At 70.2% G+C, this 21,363-nt stretch carries 22 protein-coding genes; 17 read left to right on the top strand and 5 right to left on the bottom strand.

Annotation, left to right across the window (positions count from 1 at the left end):
* Positions 1–63 precede the first annotated feature (63 nt).
* Both DJ74_RS14685 and DJ74_RS14690 read left to right on the top strand, forming a co-directional pair.
* Positions 64–747, top strand: coding sequence for a TrkA family potassium uptake protein (locus DJ74_RS14685; RefSeq protein WP_094523037.1), 684 nt, complete (start codon positions 64–66; stop codon positions 745–747).
* Position 748: 1 nt separating this feature from the next.
* A complete protein-coding gene (locus DJ74_RS14690) occupies positions 749–2,443 on the top strand; it encodes a potassium transporter TrkG (RefSeq protein WP_094527722.1) in 1,695 nt (564 codons plus the stop codon).
* A 58-nt stretch (positions 2,444–2,501) separates the two neighbouring features.
* Here DJ74_RS14690 and DJ74_RS14695 read toward each other — a convergent pair whose 3' ends face one another.
* Positions 2,502–2,858, bottom strand: a complete 357-nt coding sequence (locus tag DJ74_RS14695; protein WP_094523033.1) for a hypothetical protein — start codon at positions 2,856–2,858, stop codon at positions 2,502–2,504.
* 122 nt (positions 2,859–2,980) lie between these two features.
* On the opposite strand from DJ74_RS14695, the gene DJ74_RS14700 reads away from it, so the two are divergent.
* Entirely contained in the window at positions 2,981–4,681 is a 1,701-nt protein-coding gene (locus DJ74_RS14700; RefSeq protein ID WP_094527723.1) for a methylmalonyl-CoA mutase, read from the top strand.
* Between the two features lie 68 nt (positions 4,682–4,749).
* Here DJ74_RS14700 and DJ74_RS14705 read toward each other — a convergent pair whose 3' ends face one another.
* Positions 4,750–4,986 carry a hypothetical protein gene (locus DJ74_RS14705; protein WP_094523029.1) on the bottom strand — a complete coding sequence of 79 codons (237 nt, stop codon included), beginning with the start codon at positions 4,984–4,986 and terminating at the stop codon, positions 4,750–4,752.
* 110 nt (positions 4,987–5,096) lie between these two features.
* On the opposite strand from DJ74_RS14705, the gene DJ74_RS14710 reads away from it, so the two are divergent.
* The 4 genes from DJ74_RS14710 (at position 5,097) to DJ74_RS14725 (ending at position 9,560) form a co-directional block, all read left to right on the top strand.
* Complete coding sequence (locus tag DJ74_RS14710) at positions 5,097–5,861, top strand: phosphopantothenate/pantothenate synthetase (protein WP_094527724.1); 765 nt, start codon at positions 5,097–5,099, stop codon at positions 5,859–5,861.
* Positions 5,862–6,011: 150 nt separating this feature from the next.
* The gene (locus tag DJ74_RS14715; protein WP_094523025.1) at positions 6,012–6,461 is read left to right on the top strand and encodes an Lrp/AsnC family transcriptional regulator; all 450 of its coding nucleotides are present in this window, start codon (positions 6,012–6,014) and stop codon (positions 6,459–6,461) included.
* 103 nt (positions 6,462–6,564) lie between these two features.
* Complete coding sequence (locus DJ74_RS14720) at positions 6,565–7,719, top strand: DUF63 family protein (RefSeq protein WP_094523023.1); 1,155 nt, start codon at positions 6,565–6,567, stop codon at positions 7,717–7,719.
* Between the two features lie 164 nt (positions 7,720–7,883).
* Positions 7,884–9,560, top strand: coding sequence for a methylmalonyl-CoA mutase (locus DJ74_RS14725; RefSeq protein ID WP_094523021.1), 1,677 nt, complete (start codon positions 7,884–7,886; stop codon positions 9,558–9,560).
* Positions 9,561–9,569: 9 nt separating this feature from the next.
* Here DJ74_RS14725 and DJ74_RS14730 read toward each other — a convergent pair whose 3' ends face one another.
* Positions 9,570–9,884 carry a YbjQ family protein gene (locus DJ74_RS14730; protein WP_094527725.1) on the bottom strand — a complete coding sequence of 105 codons (315 nt, stop codon included), beginning with the start codon at positions 9,882–9,884 and terminating at the stop codon, positions 9,570–9,572.
* Positions 9,885–9,961: 77 nt separating this feature from the next.
* The gene (locus tag DJ74_RS14735) at positions 9,962–10,765 is read right to left on the bottom strand and encodes a formate/nitrite transporter family protein (protein ID WP_094527726.1); all 804 of its coding nucleotides are present in this window, start codon (positions 10,763–10,765) and stop codon (positions 9,962–9,964) included.
* Between the two features lie 120 nt (positions 10,766–10,885).
* On the opposite strand from DJ74_RS14735, the gene mce reads away from it, so the two are divergent.
* On the top strand, positions 10,886–11,272 hold the full coding sequence (mce, locus tag DJ74_RS14740; RefSeq protein WP_094527727.1) for a methylmalonyl-CoA epimerase: 387 nt from the start codon (positions 10,886–10,888) through the stop codon (positions 11,270–11,272).
* 36 nt (positions 11,273–11,308) lie between these two features.
* Here mce and DJ74_RS14745 read toward each other — a convergent pair whose 3' ends face one another.
* Entirely contained in the window at positions 11,309–13,480 is a 2,172-nt protein-coding gene (locus DJ74_RS14745) for a S9 family peptidase (RefSeq protein ID WP_094523014.1), read from the bottom strand.
* Positions 13,481–13,683: 203 nt separating this feature from the next.
* Here DJ74_RS14745 and DJ74_RS14750 point away from each other — a divergent pair, with 203 nt between their 5' ends.
* From DJ74_RS14750 to DJ74_RS14790, 9 genes are all read left to right on the top strand, one after another.
* The gene (locus DJ74_RS14750) at positions 13,684–14,379 is read left to right on the top strand and encodes a cyclase family protein (protein ID WP_094527728.1); all 696 of its coding nucleotides are present in this window, start codon (positions 13,684–13,686) and stop codon (positions 14,377–14,379) included.
* Between the two features lie 115 nt (positions 14,380–14,494).
* Positions 14,495–14,776 carry a 50S ribosomal protein L44e gene (locus DJ74_RS14755; RefSeq protein ID WP_053771189.1) on the top strand — a complete coding sequence of 94 codons (282 nt, stop codon included), beginning with the start codon at positions 14,495–14,497 and terminating at the stop codon, positions 14,774–14,776.
* 2 nt (positions 14,777–14,778) lie between these two features.
* Positions 14,779–14,952: a 30S ribosomal protein S27e gene (locus DJ74_RS14760; RefSeq protein WP_008004084.1), complete on the top strand. Its 174-nt coding sequence runs from the start codon at positions 14,779–14,781 to the stop codon at positions 14,950–14,952.
* An 18-nt stretch (positions 14,953–14,970) separates the two neighbouring features.
* Positions 14,971–15,771, top strand: a complete 801-nt coding sequence (locus DJ74_RS14765; RefSeq protein ID WP_094527729.1) for a translation initiation factor IF-2 subunit alpha — start codon at positions 14,971–14,973, stop codon at positions 15,769–15,771.
* A 25-nt stretch (positions 15,772–15,796) separates the two neighbouring features.
* A complete protein-coding gene (locus DJ74_RS14770) occupies positions 15,797–15,979 on the top strand; it encodes an RNA-protein complex protein Nop10 (RefSeq protein WP_094523008.1) in 183 nt (60 codons plus the stop codon).
* 76 nt (positions 15,980–16,055) lie between these two features.
* Positions 16,056–16,808, top strand: a complete 753-nt coding sequence (locus tag DJ74_RS14775; RefSeq protein ID WP_094527730.1) for a proteasome assembly chaperone family protein — start codon at positions 16,056–16,058, stop codon at positions 16,806–16,808.
* A gap of 80 nt (positions 16,809–16,888) precedes the next feature.
* Positions 16,889–18,055 (top strand): thiolase domain-containing protein, encoded by a 1,167-nt coding sequence (locus DJ74_RS14780; RefSeq protein ID WP_094527731.1) that lies wholly within the window; start codon positions 16,889–16,891, stop codon positions 18,053–18,055.
* Positions 18,052–18,525, top strand: a complete 474-nt coding sequence (locus tag DJ74_RS14785) for a Zn-ribbon domain-containing OB-fold protein (RefSeq protein ID WP_094527732.1) — start codon at positions 18,052–18,054, stop codon at positions 18,523–18,525. The genes DJ74_RS14780 and DJ74_RS14785 overlap by 4 nt, the downstream gene beginning before the upstream one ends.
* 87 nt (positions 18,526–18,612) lie before the next feature.
* Positions 18,613–21,360 carry a PAS domain S-box protein gene (locus DJ74_RS14790; RefSeq protein WP_094527733.1) on the top strand — a complete coding sequence of 916 codons (2,748 nt, stop codon included), beginning with the start codon at positions 18,613–18,615 and terminating at the stop codon, positions 21,358–21,360.
* Positions 21,361–21,363: the final 3 nt, after the last annotated feature.

A 21,363-nucleotide genomic window follows, 5' to 3' on the forward strand; every position in this document is an offset into this window, starting at 1 on the left:
GGGTCCCGCGCCTCTCGGCGGATTGCGGTAGGCTTTCGGTGGTCGCTCCTGAACCGCTGACACATGTATCTGATCGTCGTGGGCGCGGGCGATATCGGGACGCCGCTCGTCAAGCTCGCGACCGAGAGCGGCAACGAGGTCGTCGTGATCGAGCGCGACGAGGAACGGGCGGAGCGGGCGTCCCGGGGGTACGACTGCCTCGTCATCAACGACGACGCGACTTCGAAGGAGACGCTGCTCGACGCCGGGGCCGATCGCGCGGACGCGCTCATTTCGACGACGGATCAGGACGCGACGAACATCATGGTCTGTCTGCTGGCGCAAGAGCTGTCGGTGCCGAACATCGTCTCGGTCGTCCACAACCCCGAGCACATGAACGTGTTCGAACAGATCGGCATCAACACGATGCAGAACCCGCAGAGTCTGATCGCGGAGTACCTCTACCGAGCGGTGAGCCGACCGTCGGTCGTCGACTTCATGCACATCGGCGAGGAGGCGGAGGTGTTCGAGATCACCGTCGGTCCGGACGCGCCGATCGCCGGGAAGACGCTGCGCGAGGCCGACGAGGCGGATCTCATCGGCGGCGAGACCCTCATCATCGCCGTCGAGCGCGACGGGGAGGGGACGCCCATAACCCCCCGGGGCAACACGCGTATCGAGGCCGGCGACCTGCTCACGGTGTACTCGGGAGAGGGCGCGACGCCAGAGGTGACGGACGTGTTCGGCCACCAGGAGGACCACGACTGAGATGTCCGAGCGGAACGGCGGCCGGCTCCCGACCGACCTGGGAGTCATCGCCCGCGACGTCGGCTCGCTCCTCCTGATGGAGGCCGGGCTGATGACGGTCACCGTTGTCGTCGCCCTCGCGTTCCGGGAGTTTCACGCCGCGCTCGGCTTCCTCGTCGCGGGCGGCGCGACGGCCCTCGTCGGCGGGCTCGCGAATCGGCGGTTCGCCGACGCCCCAGACCCGAAGATGAAACACGGCATGGTGATCGCCGCCGGCGGGTGGCTCATGGTCGCCGTCTTCGGGGCGCTCCCGCTGTTCCTCACGGCGTGGCTGACGCCGTCCGCCGTCATGGACGCGTTCGTCCCCGCCGCCGCGGACACGGCCTCGTGGGAGCCGATCGCCGTCGGAGGGACCACGACGGTCTCCAGTCTCGCCTACTTCCGCGACCCCCTGCATGCCCTCTTCGAGAGCATGAGCGGCTGGACCGGGAGCGGGCTGACGATGGCCGTCCACGAGCCGTCATTGCCGCGGGCAGTGCAGTGGTGGCGGTCGTTCATCCAGTGGGTCGGCGGCGTCGGCGTCATCGTCCTCACCGTCTCCATCCTCTCGCGTCCGGGAAGCGGGAGCTACGCGCTCTACAGGAGCGAGGCCCGGGAGCAGAAGATCCACCCGAGCGTCGTCTCGACGGTCCGGACGGTCTGGAAGCTCGTGGTCGGCTACACCCTGCTGGCGTTCGCGATGCTGTTCGTCGCGATCCGAGCGAGCGAGAGCGACTACGCCGAGTCGCTCTCGCTCGGCGAAATCGCCTGGCAGGCGCTCAACCACGCCATGACCGGCCTGACGACGGGCGGGTTCTCCGTCACCGACAACTCGATCGCGACGTACGGCTCCCCCCTGGTCGAGGTCGTGCTGTTGCCGATCATGGTCCTCGGCGCGATCGCGTTCCCGGTCCACTACGTCGTGCTCAGGGACCGGAGCGTACGCGAACTGGTCGCAGACCTCCAGACCAGGTGGCTGTTCGCGCTGCTCGGGGCCGGCGTCGCCGTGCTCGCGATACAGAACGTCGCGTCCGTTCCGGTCGCCGCCGGCGCGTTCGCGACGGAGTCGTTCCTCTCGTTCCCGGTTCCGCTCCTCGACGGCGCGGGGCTCGACGCGGTCCGGGACTCGGCGTTCCAGTGGATCAGCGCGCTGACCGCCACCGGCTTCCAGTCGGCGCCGATCGGGAGCTGGGTCGCGGGCGCGAAGGTGTTGGTCGTCGTCGCGATGGTGCTCGGCGGCGCCGCCGGGTCCACGGTCGGCGGCATCAAGATCATTCGTGCGTACACGGCCGCTCGCGGAATCATCTGGCAGTTCTCCCGCGTGTTCCTCCCGGGCAACGCCGTCGTCACCGCGCGCATCGGCGACCGCACGCTGGACCGCGAGACGATGGAGCGGGAGTTCAGCGAGGCCGCCATCGTCACGCTGCTGTGGGTCGTCGCGCTCGTCGTCGGGAGCCTCGTGCTGGTCAACGTCGCCGGCTCGGAGTTCGGCTACGCCGACGCGCTGTTCGAGGTCGCGAGCGCACAGGGGAACGTCGGGCTCTCGTCCGGGATCACCGGCCCGTCGATGTCGCCGGCGGCGGAGGCGATGTTCCTCTTCCACATGTGGATCGGCCGCCTGGAGATCATTCCGGTGCTCGTGTTCCTCCGAGCCGGTATCTGGGGGCTGAACCCGTGACCGGCTCGACGCCGACGGTCACCGCCGGACGGCGATCGAACCCACGGCGCGGTCGGGGTCACTCCCCGTCGGCGTTCACGCGACCGATGAACGACCAGTGGGTCTCGTGAGTTCCGTTCGGAAGGGTCTCTTCGGTGACGTGGTAGAGGTACGGCCCGTGCGGACAGTCGTCACAGCCCTCCTGACAGGAGTACTGTTTCACGACTTCGGTGTATCCCTCGTGTTCGGTGACGCGCAGGATGTCCTCGCCGGCCTCCGCGTCGACCGGGAGCTCCGTCTCCTCGTGGTAGTGCAGCAGCTCCTGCGCGTGGACGATCGCCTTACGGAGCTCCTCCGGTGTGCAGTTTTTCAGCTGCTTGACGAGCTTCGGCGGTAATCCTTCGGGCGGCGTCGGGGACTCCGATGGGTCGGTCATGGGTGGGGATTGACTCCGAGCCCTCATAACGGTCGGTGGCGATTCGGACCGCCGGCGAATCCGGCCGGCCGCGCGGCAAATTGTAATGAATATTTATATGAGTCCGGCGGGTAGCGGGCGGCATGTACGACGACGAGGAGCTCTCCGAAATCCGCGAGGCCAAGGAGTCGTGGGAGGCGGAGACGCTCGACCCGACCCTCGACCGGCACGGCGAGCGGAACGAGCGGTTCGCGACGGTGTCGAACCACGAGGTCGACCGGCTGTACACCCCCGCGGACGTGGCCGACCTCGACTACGGCGAGGACCTCGGCTTCCCCGGCGAGGAGCCGTACACCCGGGGCGTCTACCCGACGATGCACCGCGGACGGACGTGGACGATGCGGCAGTTCGCGGGGTTCGGCACCGCCGAGGAGACGAACGAGCGCTTCCGCTACCTCATCGACGAGGGCCAGACCGGGCTCTCGACCGCCTTCGACATGCCGTCGCTGATGGGGCTCGACTCCGACGACCCGATGTCGCTCGGCGAGGTCGGCAAGGAGGGCGTCGCCGTCGACACGCTCCGAGATATGGAGGTCCTCTTCGACGGGATCGACGTCGGCGAGGTGTCCACCTCCTTCACCATCAATCCCAGCGCGCCGGTGATCTACGCGATGTACGTCGCGATCGCGGACCAGCAAGGGGTCCCGCGCGAGGAGCTTCGGGGCACCCTCCAGAACGACATGCTGAAGGAGTTCATCGCGCAGAAGGAGTGGGTGATCCCGCCGGAGCCCTCCCTCGACCTGGTGACGGACACGATCGAGTTCGCCGTCGACGAGACCCCTTCGTTCAAACCGATCTCGGTGTCGGGGTACCACATCCGCGAGGCGGGCTCGACCGCGGTCCAGGAGCTCGCCTTCACCCTCGCCGACGGGTTCGCGTACGTCGAGGCGTGTCTCGACCGTGGGCTCGACGTCGACGAGTTCGCCCCGCAGCTCTCCTTCTTTTTCAACTCGCACAACTCGATCTTCGAGGAGGTCGCGAAGTTCCGCGCCGCCCGTCGGATCTACGCGCGGATCATGGACGAGTGGTACGGCGCCGAGGCCGACGCCTCGAAGCAGTTGAAGTTCCACACCCAGACCGCGGGCCAGTCGCTGACGGCCCAGCAACCCCTGAACAACGTCGTCCGCGTCACGCTACAGGCGCTGGCGGGCGTCTTGGGGGGAACCCAGAGCCTCCACACCAACTCCTTCGACGAGGCGCTGGCGCTCCCCTCCGAGCGGGCCGTGCGGGTCGCGCTCCGCACCCAGCAGATCATCGCGGAGGAGTCGGGCGCGGCCGACATCGTCGACCCGCTGGGCGGCTCCTTCGCGGTGGAGGCGCTCACGGACGAGGTGGAGGCGGAGGCGACCGCGTATATCGAAGAGATCCGAGAGATGGGCGACGGGTCGGTCCGCGACGGGGTGCTCGCCGGGATCGAGCAGGGGTACTTCCACCGCGAGATCCAGCAGGCCTCCTACGAGTACCAAGAGCGGGTCGACGAGGGCGAGGAGACCGTCGTCGGCGTCAACGCCTATCAGGTCGAAGAGGACACGGAGCCGGACCTGCTCCGGGTCGACGAGACGACCCGGGAGCGCCAGCTCGACCGGCTCGAGTCGGTGAAGGCGGAGCGCGACGACGACGCGGTCGACGCCGCCTTGGACGACCTCCGCGACGCGGTCGACGCCGGCGGGAACGTGATGCCCGCGATCGTCGCGGCGGTGAAGGCGTACGCGACGATGGGCGAGATCATGGCGGTGTTCGAGGCGGAGTACGGGACGTACCGCGAGCGTATCGGGGTGGCCTGAGCGGGGAAAAAGCGGGGACGTCGAAGCGGACGGACCGACCGCGCGCGAAGCCGCATCGATCCGCCGCGTTACGCCGGATCGACCGGCCGCGCGGACTCCGCGCACCACGCGTTGCCCCGGCGACCAGCGCGCCGCAGGTCGAGCTCGACGACCGTGCCGGCGTCGAGCGACGACAGCTCGGCCTCCACGTCGGGATCGTCGTACTCGACGACGTACAGCGTCCCGTTCCGGGGGTATTCACGGAGCGTGATCGCCCCGTGGTCGTTGCACGCGTCCACGATCGTGTACTTGCCAGTGCGATCCATCCCGTGTGGCGCTACGAAGTAACCCATGTTAACGTTTGTGCGTACGGGTACCGGAGCCACACGGTGGCCGCGAACGGTCCACTTTAATCGGCGCGCCGCCTCGCTCCGGTATGACGGAGACGGAGGTCCCGGAGGACCACCCGCGGTACGCCTCGCTCGTGACGCGCCACCGGATCGAGGAGGGGGTGAAGAAGGGGATCACATCGAAGCAGGGACTCATCGCCCAGGGACGCGCGGAGGCCTTCGACTACCTCCTCGGCGAGCGGACCCTCCCGAGCGCCGACCGCGCCGCGCGCGCCGCCGCGGCGACCCTGCTGGCGGCCGACCGTCCGGTGATCTCGGTGAACGGCAACGTCGCGGCCCTCGCCCCCGCGGAGACGGTCGCGCTCGCCGAGGCGGTCGACGCCGACCTGGAGGTGAACCTCTTCAATCACACCGACGAGCGCGTCCGGCGCATCGCCGACCACCTCCGCGAGCACGGCGCCGACCGGGTCAAGGGCATGGCCGGCGACGGGGAGATCCCCGGCCTGTCGCACGCTCGCGGCGTCGTCGACGCCGACGGGATCGAGGCGGCCGACGTCGTGGTCGTCCCGCTGGAGGACGGCGACCGCGCGGCGGCGCTCGACGCGATGGGGAAGACGGAGATCGTGATCGACCTGAATCCCGGGAGTCGGTCGCCGCGGACCGCGGACGTTCCGATCGTCGACAACCTGATCCGGGCGGTGCCGAACGTCGCGTCGCACGCGCGAGACCTCGCGGACGCGTCTCACGAGGAGCTGCGGGAGATCGTCGACGCGTTCGACGCCGACGAGGCGCTCGCGGCGGCGGAAGCGGCCATCCGAGAGGGGTCGTTCGAGACTCCGGCCGAGGCGTAATCGGACGGAATCCCGCCCGAGACGTACTCAGACGAATCGCCTCGGGCGGAGATCGGCCGCCCGGCGCGTGGCCGGAGGTGTTGAGAATACAACCCGTAGCGACGTCGAAACGCCGGAACTGCAAAGTCCGCTCCCGACGTAGGCCCGGCCATGGAACTCGACGAGACGGACCGCGCCATCCTCAGGATCCTCCAAGAGGACGCTCGGACGCCGTTCTCGGAGATCGCGCGGCGGATCGACATGTCGAGCGCGACCGTCCACGACCGAGTGGGGCGGATGGAGGAGGCCGGCGTCATCGAGGGGTACCACGCGGAGGTCGACCCCAAGGCCGTCGGTTACGGCGTCAGCGCGTTCGTCGGACTCCGCATCGAGCAGGGACGCGAGGAGGACGCGCTCGACCGGCTCCGCGACATCGACGGCGTCAGCGAGATCCACCTGACGACCGGCAAGTGGGACGTCATCCTGCGCGTCGTCGCCGCCGACACCGACAGCCTCCGCGATCTGATGTTCGACGAGATAGCGGAGATGGACGGGTTCTCGCGGTCGCAGACCATGATCATCCTCGGCACCGACTTCGAGGCCGACGGCCCGCCGATCTGAGCGGGACGCCGCGCCGCGTCGCGCTCTTCGGGACCCGTCGCGGACGACGACGAGGCGAGCCGGGACCGGAACGCTCAACTCGGGAACACTCCGAACGGGAGTCATGAGCACACCGGTCGCCGGACGGATCAGGCAGTCTCCGGAGCGGGCGTGGGCGGCGGTCGTCGGCGGGGTCGCGCTCCTGCTCGCGGTCGGATCGGTCGTCTTCCCGCGAGCCGTGTACGATCGGTTCGTCTGGCGGTACTTCTGGGGACCGGTCGTCGCCGACGGGCAGGGGGCGCAGTGCGCCGTCCGGGACGCTGGCGGCACGGAGTTGCTCGGGGGCTCGGGCGCGTGTCAGGCCGCCGTCGACGCTGGGGAAGTCGTCGCGTTCCCGGGGTACACCACCGTCTCGACGGTGAGCTACGTGGTCGTTCTGCTCGGGATGCTGATCGGCGTCGTCTTCCTGCTCCGCCGGTTGGATATCGGCGACGAGCTGCGGTTCTTCTACGCGCTGTTCCCGTTCATGCTGCTCGGCGGCGCGCTCCGCACCGTCGAGGACTCGGGGGTCGCCGCGGTCCGCGCCGGCACGGAGCCGCTGATCCCCTTCCCCGCGAGCGCGGTGCTGATCAGCCCGTTCATCTACTTCACCGCGTTCGGGGTCACCCTCGCCTGCGTCATCGCGGCGTACGCGCTGGCGGACCGCGGGGTCGTCGACGACTACGCCCGACCGCTGTTCGCGATGGGGACGCTCGCCCTCGCGGCCTCGCTCGGCTACCTCTCGTACCTCGCCGCCGCGACCGACTACGTCGAGTTCTACCCGCAGGTGCTCGCGCTCACGCTGCTCCTCGCGACCGTCTCGACGGCGGCCACCTGGAAGCTCGCGACGGCGTACGAACCGACGGTCCGGCAGGGGACGGGGGCCGCGGGGATCGTCATCATCTGGGGCCACGCGATCGACGGCGTCGCCAACGTGATCGGGCTCAACTGGATGCCGGCGCTGACCGGGACCGCGAACCTCGTGCCGAAACACGTCGTCAACGCGCTGATCGTGAACTGGACCGGGCGGCTCCTCCCGGACTCGGTCCTCGCCGTCACCGGCGACGCGTGGCCGTTCCTCCTCGTCAAGCTCGCGGCCGCGACGTTCGTCGTCTGGGTGTTCAACGGCGAGATGTTCGAGGAGTCGCCGCGCTACACGCTGATGCTGCTCATCACCGTGCTGGCCGTCGGGCTCGGACCCGGGACGCGGGACATGCTCCGAGCCACCTTCGGGGTCTGAGTACCGGAGGCCGACCCGTCTGACCCCGCCGGTCGCGTCGTCGCCGGCGGTCCGCCCCGGTCGCAGGCGGAGGGGTTCTCCCTCGCCCCGTCGCCGTCGTCGAACTGTCGGCGTTACGCCATTCCCGAAAAGGGTTAAGTCGCGTTCGGACGACTGGTTCACTAATGTACGATCCTGAGGAACTGGCCGAGATTCGGGAGGCCAAGGAGTCGTGGGAGTCCGGGACCTACGGCGAGACGGTCGACCGGTTCGGGGAGCGCAAGGAGACGTTCACCACCGACACGGGCGGCCAGGAGGTCGACCCGCTGTACACCCCCGCCGACGTCCCCGACCACGACTACCGCGAGGACGTCGGGAACCCGGGCGAGGAGCCGTACACGCGCGGCGTCTACTCGACGATGCACCGCGGCCGGCTCTGGACGATGCGCCAGTACGCGGGGATGGGCACCGCCGCGGAGACGAACGAGCGGTTCAACTACCTCATCGACGAGGGCTCCTCCGGGCTCTCGATGGCGTTCGACCTCCCGACGCAGATGGGGTACGACTCCGACGCCGCGATGGCCGAGGGCGAGGTGGGGCGCTCGGGCGTCGCCATCGACACCCTCGACGACTTCGAGACGGTCTTCGACGGGATCCCCTTGGACGAGGTGTCGACGTCGATGACGATCAACGCCCCCGCGGCCGTCCTCCTCGCGATGTACGTCGCGATGGGCGACGAGCAAGGGGTCCCGCGCGAGGAGCTCCGGGGCACCATCCAGAACGACATCATGAAGGAGTACATCGCGCGGAACCTCTACATCTACCCGCCGAAGCAGTCGATGCGGCTGATCACGGACATCTTCGACTTCTGCGCCGCGGAGACCCCTAGTTTCAACACGATCTCCATCTCGGGGTACCACATCCGCGAGGCGGGCTCGACCGCGGCCCAGGAGGTCGCGTTCACCCTCGGCGACGGCATCGAGTACGTGCAGGCCGCGATCGACGCCGGCCTCGACGTCGACGAGTTCGCCCCGCAGCTCTCCTTCTTCTTCAACGCCCACAACAACGTCTTCGAGGAGGCCGCGAAGTTCCGCGCCGCCCGGCGCATGTGGGCGAAGATCATGGAGGAGCGGTTCGACGCGGAGAACCCCAAGTCGAAACAGCTCAAGTTCCACACCCAGACCGGCGGCTCCACCCTCACCGCCCAGCAGATCGAGAACAACGTCGTCCGCGTCGCGTATCAGGCGCTCGCGGCCGTGTTGGGCGGAACGCAGAGCCTCCACACGAACGGGAAAGACGAGGCGCTCGCGCTCCCCACCGAGAAGTCGGTCCGGACCGCGCTTCGCACCCAGCAGATCCTCGCGCACGAGTCCGGCGCGGCCGACACGATCGACCCGCTGGCCGGGTCGTACTACGTGGAGAGCCTCACCGACGGGATCGAGGAGGAGGCGTTCGAGATCCTCGACGAGGTCGACCGCCGCGGCGGAATGTTAGAGGCGGTCGAGAGCCAGTGGGTCCAGCGGCAGATACAGGACGTCGCCTTCGAGCGCCAGCGGGAGGTCGAGGAGGGAGAGCGGATCATCGTCGGGGTCAACGAGTACGCGGTCGACGAGGAGCCGGAGATGGACCTCGAAGAGGTGGACCCCGAGCAGGAGCAGAACCAGCGCGAGCGCCTGCAGGAGGTGAAGGCCGACCGCGACGACGACGCGGTGGCGGACGCGCTCGGGTCGCTTCGCGAGGCCGCGCGGGGCACCGAGAACGTGATGCCGCACGTCGTCGACGCCGTGAAGGCGTACGCGACGGTCCAGGAGATATCGGACGTGTTCCGCGACGAGTTCGGCGAGTACAAGCCGGGGCGGTAGGGCGGCGACCTACCGAAGCCGCACCGCGGTCCCGTACGCGAGGATCTCCGCGCCGCTGTCGGCGATCGAGGAGGTCGTGTACCGGACGTTGATCACGCCGTCGGCGCCGAGCGCCTCCGCCTCCTCGATCATGCGGTCCTGCGCCTGATCCCGGGCGTCAGTCATCAGCTCGGTGTACCCCTTCAGCTCGCCGCCCGCGAGGTTGCGGAGGCCCTGCGTGATGTCGCGGCCGACGTTGCGAGCGCGGACCGTGTTCCCGCGGACGAGCCCGAGCGTCTCGATCACTTCCTTGCCGGCGATCGATTCGGTGTTGGAGAGCTCCATACAGGGCCGATTCGTCGACCACCGATATAAATCTCGACGACGGTCGACCGCTCCGGCCACCGCCGCGCCGCCGGTCCTCAGTCCGCGCCGCGGACGACGTGACCGTACTTCAGCAACGCGACGAACACCGCGCCGCCGAAGGCGTTGCCGACCGTCGACAGCACGAGGAACCCGACGTAGTCGGACAGCGAGATCGCGTCCGAGACGATCAGCCCGAACAGCACCTCGACGTTGCCCGCGATCGAGTGCGGGAGGTGAAGCAGTCCGATCGTCCCGGTGACGATCAGCACGAGGAGGATTCGGGCGGTCGTCTCCTGCGCCGCCGTCACGAGCCACGCCAGCAGGCCCATTAGCCAGCCGGCGAAGACCCCGCCGACGAACAGCCACGGGAGGTCGTGGTCGACGAGCTTCAGGGCGATGGTCTCGAACGACTCGGGATCGACGACGCCGAGCTCCGGCATCAACAGGGTCACGAGCAGGGTGAACAGCAGACCGCCGACGAGGTTCCCGACGTACACCCACCCCCAGAGCCGGCCCAACTGCCTGACCGACGCCTGCCGATCGAGCACCGGGATCACGGCCAGCGTCGTGTGCTCGGTGAACAGCTCCGAGCGGCCGAGGATGACGAACATGAACCCGATGGAGTAGACGCTCGCCAACAGCAGTTCGGTCCCGAGGTCGCCGAAGCTCCCCGGCGAGAGCGTCAGGATCACCGCCATCATCAGCGGGCCGAACCCGATGTCGAGCCCCGCCGACAGCCCGGAGAGCAGCAGCCCCGAGCGCTCCCGATTCATCTCGTGGAGCGCGCTCTCGAGCAGCGAGCCGAGGATGTTCCGCGACGTCATCTGCTCCGTCGCCGCGTCGGTCTGTGAGTCGCTCACTGGTAGAGTCGATCTTCGATTCCCGCGGGGCCTACCCAAACCTTTTGATTCCGGTGAGCGGAGCGAGGGACCCGACCGTCGCTCGGTTCTTATAAGTCGGCGGCGCCGGATCCGAGTCGTATGCGATTCGATCACGTCGGCGTCGCGACGCGCGACGCCGCCGACCTCGCGCACCTGTTCGAGGGCCTGCTCCACGCGCCGATCGCGCACGAGGAGACGTTCGACGGGATGGACGTCGTCTTCCTCGAACTCGACGGCGGCGGCTACTTCGAACTCCTCGAGCCCGACGACGGCGGCGCGATCGCCGACTACCTCGACCGGGAGGGGCCGGGGATCCACCACGTCGCGCTCGCGACCGACGACCTCCGCGGGGCGCTGGACCGCGCCCGCGACCTCGGCGTCGACCTCGTCGACGAGGAGCCGCGTCAGGGAGCGTGGGGCCACGAGGTCGCGTTCCTCCATCCGCGGTCGACGGACGGGGTACTCGTGGAGTTCGTCGAGCACTGAGCCCGAAGGCCCCTCTGCGGCGACGCCGACCGCGGTTCAGTCGCCGCCGTCCGCCGCCGAGTCGTGCGTCTCGTACCAGTCGAGGATCTTCTCCAGCCGGTGGATCGCCCGGTCCGGGTCGCCGATGTTGTGGTGCTCGTCCGGGTAGACGACCAGCTCGGCGTCGACCCCCTGCTTCCGGGCCGCGACGTACAGCTGCTCGGACTGGGAGGGCGGGCACCGCCAGTCCTCGCCGCCGGCCATCACGAGCAGCGGCGTCTCGATGCTCCCGGCGTCGAGGATCGCGGTCGACGCGTCGTACGCCTCCGGGTTCTCCCACGGGAGCCCGTACTCGGCCTCGAACCACGTGTGGGTGTCGTCGGTGCCGAACGCCGACCGGAGGTCGTAGATGCCGTGCTCCGGCGCGGCGGCGGCGAAGAGGTCGGGCTCTCGGGTGACGAGGAACCCCTGCGCGATCCCGCCGTACGAGAAGCCGTGACCGAACACGCGGTCGGGGTCGACCCAGCCCCGGTCCGCGAGCGACGCGACGCCCGCAGCGATGTCGTCGACCTCGGCGGTTCCCCAGGCGCCGGTCAGCTCCGCGGTGAACTCCCGGCCGCGGGAGGTGCCCCCGCGGTAGTTCGGTCGGAACACGAGGTACCCCCGGCTGGTCAGCGCGGCGTGCGCGAAGCTGAACACGGGCTCGTCGTACGACATCGGTCCGCCGTGGATCGCGACCACGAGCGGGTGGTCGCCCCCGGTCGGCTCGATCTCGGGGTCGTGATACACGACGCCGTCGAGCGTCCAGCCGTCCGACTCCCACCCGACGCGCGTGGCCTCCGGCATCGCGAACTCGTCGATCAGCGACTCGTTGACCGCGGTGAGCCGCAGGAACGAGTTCGGTTCCGTCTCCGAATCGAGGTCGTCGACGTCGACCGCGTACAGGTCGGATCCGTCGATCGGGTCCGAGAGGATCATCACCGACGTCGACCCGTCGGCCGAGACGTCGAAGCCGGCCAGCGCGCGGTCGCGGCCCTGCGCCGCGAAGACGCGTTCGACGGAGCCGTCGGTCTCCACGCGGACCAGCCGCGTGTGGCTCTCGTCGGCGATCGGGACGTATATCGCGCCGTCGACCCAGCGCGGCGCGCCGCCGCGGGCGACCGTCCGGTCGAGGTCGACGGTGAGAGAGGCGACGCTCTCGGCGTCCCCCTCGCCGTCCGCGTCGCCGTCGACGAGGTACACCTCGGCCGGCGCGGGCGGGTCGTCGGGGTCGCCCGCGACCGTCACCAGCTCGCCGGCGCCGGGGCGCCACGTCGGGACGCCGTGAGAGCGGTCGCCGCCGGTGAGCCGCTCGGCGTCGCCGCCCTCGGGCGACACCGCGTAGACGTCGCGGACCGTGGTGTCGTCGGGGCGGTCGAGCCGGCAGGAGGTGAACGCGATCCGGCCGTCGTCGCCCCAGTGAGGGTCCATCCCGGTCACGTCCTGGAAGGCGCCGCCGCCGTACGCGTCGTCGAGCCGGCGCGGGTCGCTCTCGGGATCGTCGAGGTCGACGACGAACAGGTACGGCGTCACCTCGTCGGTCCAGCCGACGCCGTTCAGCTTGTGCTGGAGGCGGGTCGTCTCGATCGGCCCGCCCTCCTCGCGCACTTGGTCGAGGTAGTCGGTCTCCTCGTCGGTCGGGTCGCGCGACTCGATCGCTAGCCGGTCGCCCGACGGCGACCAGTCGAAGTCGGCGACGCCCTCGTCGCGCTCCGTGACCTGCCGCGCGTCGCCGCCGAGCGCGAGGTCGAACAGCCACACCTGCGGCTTGGGCTCGTCGTCGCCGGGCGCGCCCTCGCCCTCGTCGTCGCCCGCCTCGTCGTCCTCGCCGGACGCGTCGTCGCCGGACGCGCCGTTCTCGTCGTCCGCCGTTTCGGCCTCGTCTCCGTCGCTCTCCTCCTCCCGGTCCCGCCAGCCGACGCGCCGCTCGGCGTCGCGGTCGCGGGCGGCCACGAACGCGAGGCGGTCGCCCTCGGGGCCCCACGCCGGCGCGGAGGCGCCGGACGCGCTCGTCAGGCGGTGCGGCTCGCGGGAGCCGTCGGTCGGGACGACGAACAGCGAGGCCACGGCCTCGTCCTCGCGCTGGTCGTACTCGGTGGCGGTGAAGGCGACGCGGTCCCCGGAGGGAGAGACGGCGACCTCGCCGATCTGCGTCAGGTCGTAGTAGGCGTCGAGCGGCAGTTTCGACATGGACGCACCGAACGGCGGCCGGAGGAAATACGTTCTGGCCGCGGAAGTCGGGGGAGGCGCCGGCGGTCGGAGAACGGCGCCACCGGCCGGAAAACGGCGTCGGCGCGATCGAGAAACGAAGCCCGCGGTCGACGGACGGTGCCGCCGGGGCCGGGCGCCCGTTCGCCCGCCCTTTTAAGCGTCGCCGCGTCCCACCCCGACCCGTGTTCCGCGACCTCTCGCGACCGATCGAGACGGGGATGCCGACCTACCCCGGCGACCCCGAGGTGACGCTCGCGCCCGACGCGACCCACGAGGCCGACGGCTACGCGACGAGCGAGCTCCGGACCGGCACCCACGCCGGGACCCACCTCGACGCGCCGCGCCACACGCTCTCGGAGGGAGCGACCGTCGAGGAGATCGACCCGGGTCGGTTCGCGTTCGACGCCCGCCTCGTCGACCTCCGGCCGCTGAGGGCGCGGGAGGCGATCACGGCCGATGCGCTCGAGAACGAGGCGAGGTTCCTCGGGGACGGAGGGGACGCGGTCGATCTCGGAGTCGACCTCCTCGTCCTGCGGACCGGTTGGGCCGCCCACTGGGGAAGCGACCGGTACCGCGACCACCCGTACCTGACCGAGGCGGCCGCGGCGCGGTGCCGAGACCGGGGCGTCGGCGTCGGCGTCGACGCGTTCGGGCCGGATCCGACGCCGACCGCGGCGAGGACGAACGTCGCGCCCGCGAGCGACGAGCCCGACGGCACGCCCGCTCACGACGTCCTCTTAAAAGAGAGCCTCCCGATCGTCGAGAACCTGTGCGGGCTCGACGGGCTGCCGGCGCGGTTCCGGCTGTACGCGTTCCCGCTCCGCCTGCGCGGCGGGGACGGGTCGCCGGTGCGGGCGGTCGCGGAGTGGGAGGGATAACTGGCCGGGCGGCGCGCGGGTATCTCGACCGCTCCGCGGGCCCGATCGCCGGCCGGGAGCCAGACCAAACCCGTTTTAAGCGTCGGCGACGAACCGCGACTCAAGGTCGATATCCATGGAGATGCCACGTCGTTTCAACACGTACTGTCCACACTGTGACTCCCACCAGGAGCACGAAGTGGAGAAGGTTCGATCGGGTCGGGCGACCGGAATGAAGCGAGACGCGCGCCAGCGACGCCGCGCGCTCGCGACGATCGGCAACGCCGGCGGGTACTCGAAGGTCCCCGGTGGCGACAAGCCGACCAAGAAGACCCACCTGAAGTACCGCTGCGGCGACTGCGGCAAGGCCCACATGCGCGAGGGATGGCGCGCCGGCCGGCTCACGTTCCAGGAGTAAGCATGGCGGGAAGCTTCCACCGCGTCGCCTGCGGCGACTGCGAGAACGAACAGGTCGTCTTCGGCAAGGCCTCCTCCGTGGTGTCGTGTGCGGTCTGCGGCACGACGCTCGCGACCCCGACCGGCGGGGAGGCGGAGCTCCACGGCGAGATCGTCGAAACCGTTGAGGCGCGGTAACCGCCTCACCCACCCCGTATGAAGTACAGCGGCTGGCCCGAACCCGGCGAGCTGGTGGTCGGCGACGTCGACGAGATCGCCGACTTCGGCGTGTTCGTCGACCTCGACGAGTACGAGGAGAAGCGCGGCCTCTGTCACATCAGCGAGGTCGCCTCCGGTTGGATCAAGAACGTCCGCGACCACGTCCGCGAGGGACAGACGGTCGTCGCGAAGGTACTCGAGGTCGACGAGTCCGCGAACCAGATCGATCTGTCGATCAAAGACGTCAACGAACACCAGCGGAAGGACAAGATACAGGCCTGGAAGAACTCGCAGAAGGCCGACAACTGGATGCTGATCGCGCTGGGCGAGGACGTCGACGACGACCGCTACACCACGGTCGCCAACGCGCTCCTCGTCGAGTACGACTCGCTGTACGACGCCTTCGAGGCGGCGGCGATAAGCGGGAGCGAGGCGCTCGAAGGCGTCGACCTCGACGACGACGCCCGCGAGGCGATCGTCGAGGCGGCCCGCGACAACGTCTCGGTGCCGTACGTCGACGTGACCGGCTACGTGGACCTCGAGTCCGCGGCCCCCGACGGCGTCGACGACGTGAAGGCCGCGCTGGAGGCCGCCGAGGGCAACGGCGAGGTCCCGGACGGCGTCGACCTGGAGGTCGGCTACGTCGGCTCGCCCGAGTACCGGATCAAGGTCCGCGCGCCCGACTACAAGACGGCCGAGGACCAGTTGGAGGCGGCCGCGGCCCGCGCCCGCGAGGCGATCGAGGGCCGCGGCGGCGCCGGCGACTTCCACCGCGAGCGCCGCGAGGACGACGAGTAACCCCTCCGCGGACACCTTTCTACCCGTGAAATCCGACATTCGCGTCTGCGCGAACTGGGAGGCGACCCACGATCGGCCGGTGTACACGCTCGGCGACTGCTGTCCCGAGTGCGACGGCCCGACCGCCAACAGCGCGCCCGCGCCGTTCAGCCCGGAGGACCCCTACGGGGAGTACCGGCGGCGGGCGCGGCGGCGGGACTCGGAGTAGGCCGTCGGACGGTCGTCCGGCTCTCGCGCCGCCGGAATAGCCACCCTCTTGTGACCGCCGCCCCGACCAGTCCGGTATGGACGACATCGAGATCGACGAGGTAGCGACGCCGGAGCTCGACGACCCGGTGCTCATCGAGGGCCTCCCGGGCGTCGGCCACGTGGGGAAGCTGGCGGCGGAGCACCTGTTAGAGGAGTTCGACGGGGAGCTGGTCCGCCGCGTGTACACCACGGAGTTCCCGCCGCAGGTGAGCGTCGACGGCGACGGGGTCGCGGAGCTTACCTGCGCCGAGTTCCACGCCGTCGAGACCGACGGCGCCGACCTGCTCGTGTTGACCGGCGACCACCAGGCCGGCTCGAACGCGGGCCACTACACGCTCACGACGACGTTCCTCGACATCGCCGAGGAGTTCGGGGCGACGCGGGCGTACGCGCTCGGCGGCGTGCCGACCGGCGAGCTCGTCGAGGAGTACACCGTGCTCGGCGCGGTCTCCGACGCCGACCTCGTCGAGGGGCTGAAAGACGCCGGCGTCGAGTTCCGGCCCGACGAGCCGGCCGGCGGGATCGTCGGCGTCTCCGGGCTCGTGCTCGGGCTCGGCGGCCGCCGGGGCTTCGACGCCGCCTGCCTCATGGGCGAGACGAGCGGCTACCTCGTCGACCCCAAGAGCGCCCGCGCGGTGCTCGAGACACTCGAGGCGGTCCTCGACTTCTCGGTCGACTACGAGAGCTTAGAGGACCGCGCCGAGGAGATGGAGGAGGTGGTCGGGAAGATCCGCGAGATGCAGGACGGTCCCGCGGTGCCCGACGACGACCTGCGGTACATCGGGTAGGACGCGGTCCGACCGGCTTTTTATACAGAGCGACCACGCCTTCCGGCAGCGATAAACCGGACCCCGATTATCGTTCAGGTATGACCGACGCACGCGTCGCCGGAGTCGGGCTCACGCGCTTCGGGAGCCACGCGGACCGCGCGGGACGCGACCTCTTCGCGACGGCCGCGGAGCGCGCGTTCGAGGACGCCGGCGTCCCGCGAGAGGACGTCGAGGAACTGAACTACGGGAACTTCATGGGCGCGCTCGCCGAGCATCAAGGCCACCAGGCGCCGCTGATGGCCGAGGCCGCCGGCGTGCGCTGTCCCGCGACCCGGTACGAGTCGGCGTGCGCCTCCGCGGGCGTCGCCGTCCGCGAGGCCGTCCGGACCGTCGCCGCGGGCGACGCCGACGTGGTCCTGGCCGGGGGGATGGAGCGCATGACGAACCTGCCGACCGCCGAGGTGACGGAGGGGCTCGCGATGGCCGCCGACGACCTCTTCGAGGTCCGGTCGGGCGTCACGTTCCCCGGCGCGTACGCCCTGATGGCGACCGCCTACTTCGAGGCGTACGGCGGGGAGCGACGGGACCTGGCCCACGTCGCCTCGAAGAACCACGCGAACGCGCTCCCGAACGAGTACGCACAGTACCGCCGAGAGGTGTCGGTCGACGAGGCGATGGACGCACCGCCGGTCGCCGAGCCGCTCCACCTCTACGACGCCTGCCCGATCACCGACGGGGCGAGCGCGCTGGTGGTCGTCTCCGCGGAGTACGCCGCGGAACACGACGTGGACGCCCCCGTCGCGGTGACGGGGACCGGACAGGGGACCGACCGGATGGCGCTCGGCGACCGCGAACACCTCGCTCGAACGCCGGCCGCCGACGACGCCGCCGAGGCCGCCTACGCGGCCGCCGGCGTGGGCCCGGACGATGTCGACGTCGCCGAGGTCCACGACTGCTTCACCATCGCCGAGGTGCTCGCCACGGAGTCGCTCGGGCTCTTCGAGGTCGGCGAGGGGGTTTCGGCGGCCCGCGAGGGGATCACGACCGCCGACGGCGACCTCCCGGTGAACCTCTCCGGCGGCCTGAAGGCGAAGGGGCACCCGGTCGGCGCGACCGGCGGGTCCCAGATCGCCGAACTGACGCGGCTGCTGCGGGGCGACCACCCGAACAGCGAACACGTCCCAGACGCCGAGGTCGGCGTCGCGCACAACGCGGGCGGAACCGTTGCCAGCGCGGTCGTCCACGTGCTGGAGGTGGCGGAATGAGCGACGACGGTGCCGGCGACGACGGCGACGCGGGGAGCGACGGCGGCGACGCCGACGGGACCGGCCCCACGCCGACGCCGGTCAGCGACGCCGACTACGACGAGTGGCTCGACGCGCTCGCGGCGGGCGAGGGGTACGCGCTGGTCTGCCCCGACGGCCACGGGTCGCTCCCGCCGCGCCGGATCTGTCCGGACTGCGGGTCGGACGCGCTCTCGCGGGAATCGCTCGCGGAGACCGGACGCGTCGAGACGTTCAGCGTCGTCCACGTGCCCTCGCCGCGGTTCGCCGACGACGCCCCGTACGTCACCGCGGTCGTCGACCTCGGGCCGGTCCGAGCGACGGGGGTCCTGCGCGGCGTCGAGCCCGAGGGCGACGCGGTCGAGGTCGGACTGTCGGTGACGGCCGGCGTCGAGGAGCGAGCGACGGACGGGGAGCCGCTGGTCGCGTTCCGGCCGGATGACGGCGAGTAGGAGCCGCGGATCCGCCCGCCCTAGGGTGGTCGATGTTTCCGCTGGCCGACCAAATGGTTATACCGTCGTCACCAGTACTCGGGATCAATGAGAGACCGGATCCGCGTCCTCCTCGTCGACGACGACCCGGACCTCGCGGAGGTGACGGGATCGTTCCTCGAACGCGAGGACGAGCGGATCGCCGTCGAGGCCGCCCCGAACGCGACGGTCGGGCTGGAGCGGCTCGACGAGGGCGGGATCGACTGCGTCGTCTCCGACCACGACATGCCCGGACCGAACGGGATCGAGTTCTTAGAGCGCGTCCGGGAGCGCGATCCCGACCTCCCCTTCGTCCTGTACACCGGAAAGGGGTCGGAGACCGTCGCCAGCGAGGCGATCTCCGCCGGGGTGACGGACTACCTCCAGAAGGGCGGGGGTACCGAGAAGTACGAGATCCTCGCGAACCGGATCGCCGACGCCGTCATGAAGCGCCGCGCCGAGCGCGAGGCCGAACGGACCCGGACGCACCTGCGCGCGATCACCGACAACTCGATGGACGCGATCGTCACCATCGACGCCGACAGCGAGATCCGGTTCGCGAACCCCGCCGTCGAACGGCTGTTCGGCTACGCGCCGAGCGAGCTGGAGGGAGAACCGCTGACGAAGCTGATGCCGGACCGGAAGGCCGCGGATCACACCGCTGGGGTCGAACGGTACGTCTCCGGCGGTGACCCGAAGATGGACTGGTCGGCCGTCGAGTTCCCGGGCCAGCACCGCGAGGGCCACGAGGTGCCGCTGTCGATCTCCTTCGGCGAGTTCGAGGAAGACGGTGAGCGCCGGTTCGTCGGGATCATCCGAGACGTGACCGAGCGCGAGCGGCATCGCGCGTTCCTCGAGCGCTCCAACGACATCGTCTCGGCGCTCGACGCGGACGGGACGTTCCAGTACGCGAGCCCGTCCGTCGAGTCGCTCCTCGGCTACGAGCCGGCGGACCTCCTCGGTGAGGACGCGTTCGAGTACGTGCACCCGGACGACCGCCAACGCGTCCTCGAAGGGTTCAGGGAGTCGATCGCCGGCGACGCGGAGAATCCGACGATAGAGCACCGGCTGGAGCGCGCCGACGGCGACTACCTGTGGGTGGAGTCTGTCGGCAGCAACAGGCTCGACGACAGCGGGATCGACGGGTACGTGATCAACACGCGGGACGTCTCCGACCGGAAGGGGCGCGAGGAGAAGCTGGCCCGTCTCCGCGAGTGGACGCGGGACCTCAACTACACCCGCACGGTCGAGGAGACGACGCAGCTGGCGGTGGACGCCGCGTCGGCGATCATCGGCGCGGAGCTGAGCGGGATCCACCTAGAGAACGACGCCGGAGATGCGCTGGAGCCGATCGCGCTCGCGGAGTCGGTCCCCATGTTCTTCGACGAGCAGCCGTCGTACGACCGAGGCGGGCCGCCGGGGTCGCGCGCGGCCCTCGCGTGGGAGGCGTACCGCGGCGACGAGCCGCTCGCGATCGACGAGCTCTCCGAGTCTGACCGCCTCGACGAGGAGACGCCAGCGGAGAGTCTCGTGCTCCACCCGATCGAGGGGCACGGGCTGTTCGTCATCTCCGCGTCGGCGGCGAACGCGTTCACCGACACGGACGTCCTCATCGCCGTGATCCTGGCGAACCACCTGGAGGCCGCCCTCGACCGCGTCGACCGCGAGACGCGCTTAGAGCGGCTTCACGACGCGACGCGGAACCTGATCCGCGCGGATTCTCGAGAGGCGATCGCCGAGCGCGTCGTCGACGCCGCGGCCGAAGTGCTCGGCTTCTCCGTGACGACCGTCCGGATCCACGACGAGGACGCCGGCGGGCTGGTCCCGGTCGCCGTGTCGGAGGCCGTCGAGGCGACGCTCCCCGAGCGCGAGGTGTTCACGCCCGACGGCGGGAGCCTCAACTGGGCGGCCTACGAGGCGAACGAGGTCCGGGTGTACGACGACATCGAGACTCTCGACGCCGTCGACAACGGGACGGGGCTCCGGAGCCTGATGATCCTCCCGGCGGGCGAGTACGGGACGGTATCGATCGGCGAAACCGACCCCGGCGTCTTCGACGGGACCGACGTGTTCCTCGCGAAGATCCTCGCGACCGCCGCGGAGACGGCGTTCCAGTCGGAGGCCCGTACCGAGCGGCTCCACCGGCGGAGCGCAGAGCTAGAACGGCAGAACGACCGGCTGGAGGAGTTCGCAAGCGTGGTCTCCCACGACCTCCGAAACCCGCTCAACGTGGCGCAGGGCCGGGTAGAGCTGGCTCGAGACGACTGCGACTCGCCGCACCTGGACGCCGCGGCCGGCGCCCATGAACGGATGGACGGACTGATCAGCGACCTGCTCACTCTCGCCCGCGAGGGGGAGCGCGTGAGCGACACGGAGCTCGTTGACTTCGCGGCGGTCGTCGAGTCCTGCTGGCTGAACGTCGACACCGCGGACGCGACGCTCGCCGTCGAGACCGACCTGACGCTGCACGCCGACGAGAGCCGGCTGCAACAGCTGATCGAGAACCTGATGCGCAACAGCGTCGAGCACGGCGGCGATCGCGTCGCCGTCACGGTGGGCGGCCTGACCGACGGCGACGGGTTCTTTGTCGCAGACAACGGGCCCGGAATCCCGCCCGACGACCGGGAGGACGTGTTCGACGTCGGCTACTCGACCTCGCGGGAGGGGACTGGGTTCGGCCTCCGGATCGTCGAGCAGGTGGCGACCGCTCACGGCTGGGACGTGCGGGTCACGGACGACCCCGAGCTGGGCGGCGCCCGGTTCGAGGTGCACGGCGTCGACGTCGCGGAGCGAGCGGCGAGAAACGAGGGGCGCTGACGC

The organism is Halorubrum sp. Ea8, assembly GCF_002252925.1.
Lineage (GTDB): Archaea > Halobacteriota > Halobacteria > Halobacteriales > Haloferacaceae > Halorubrum.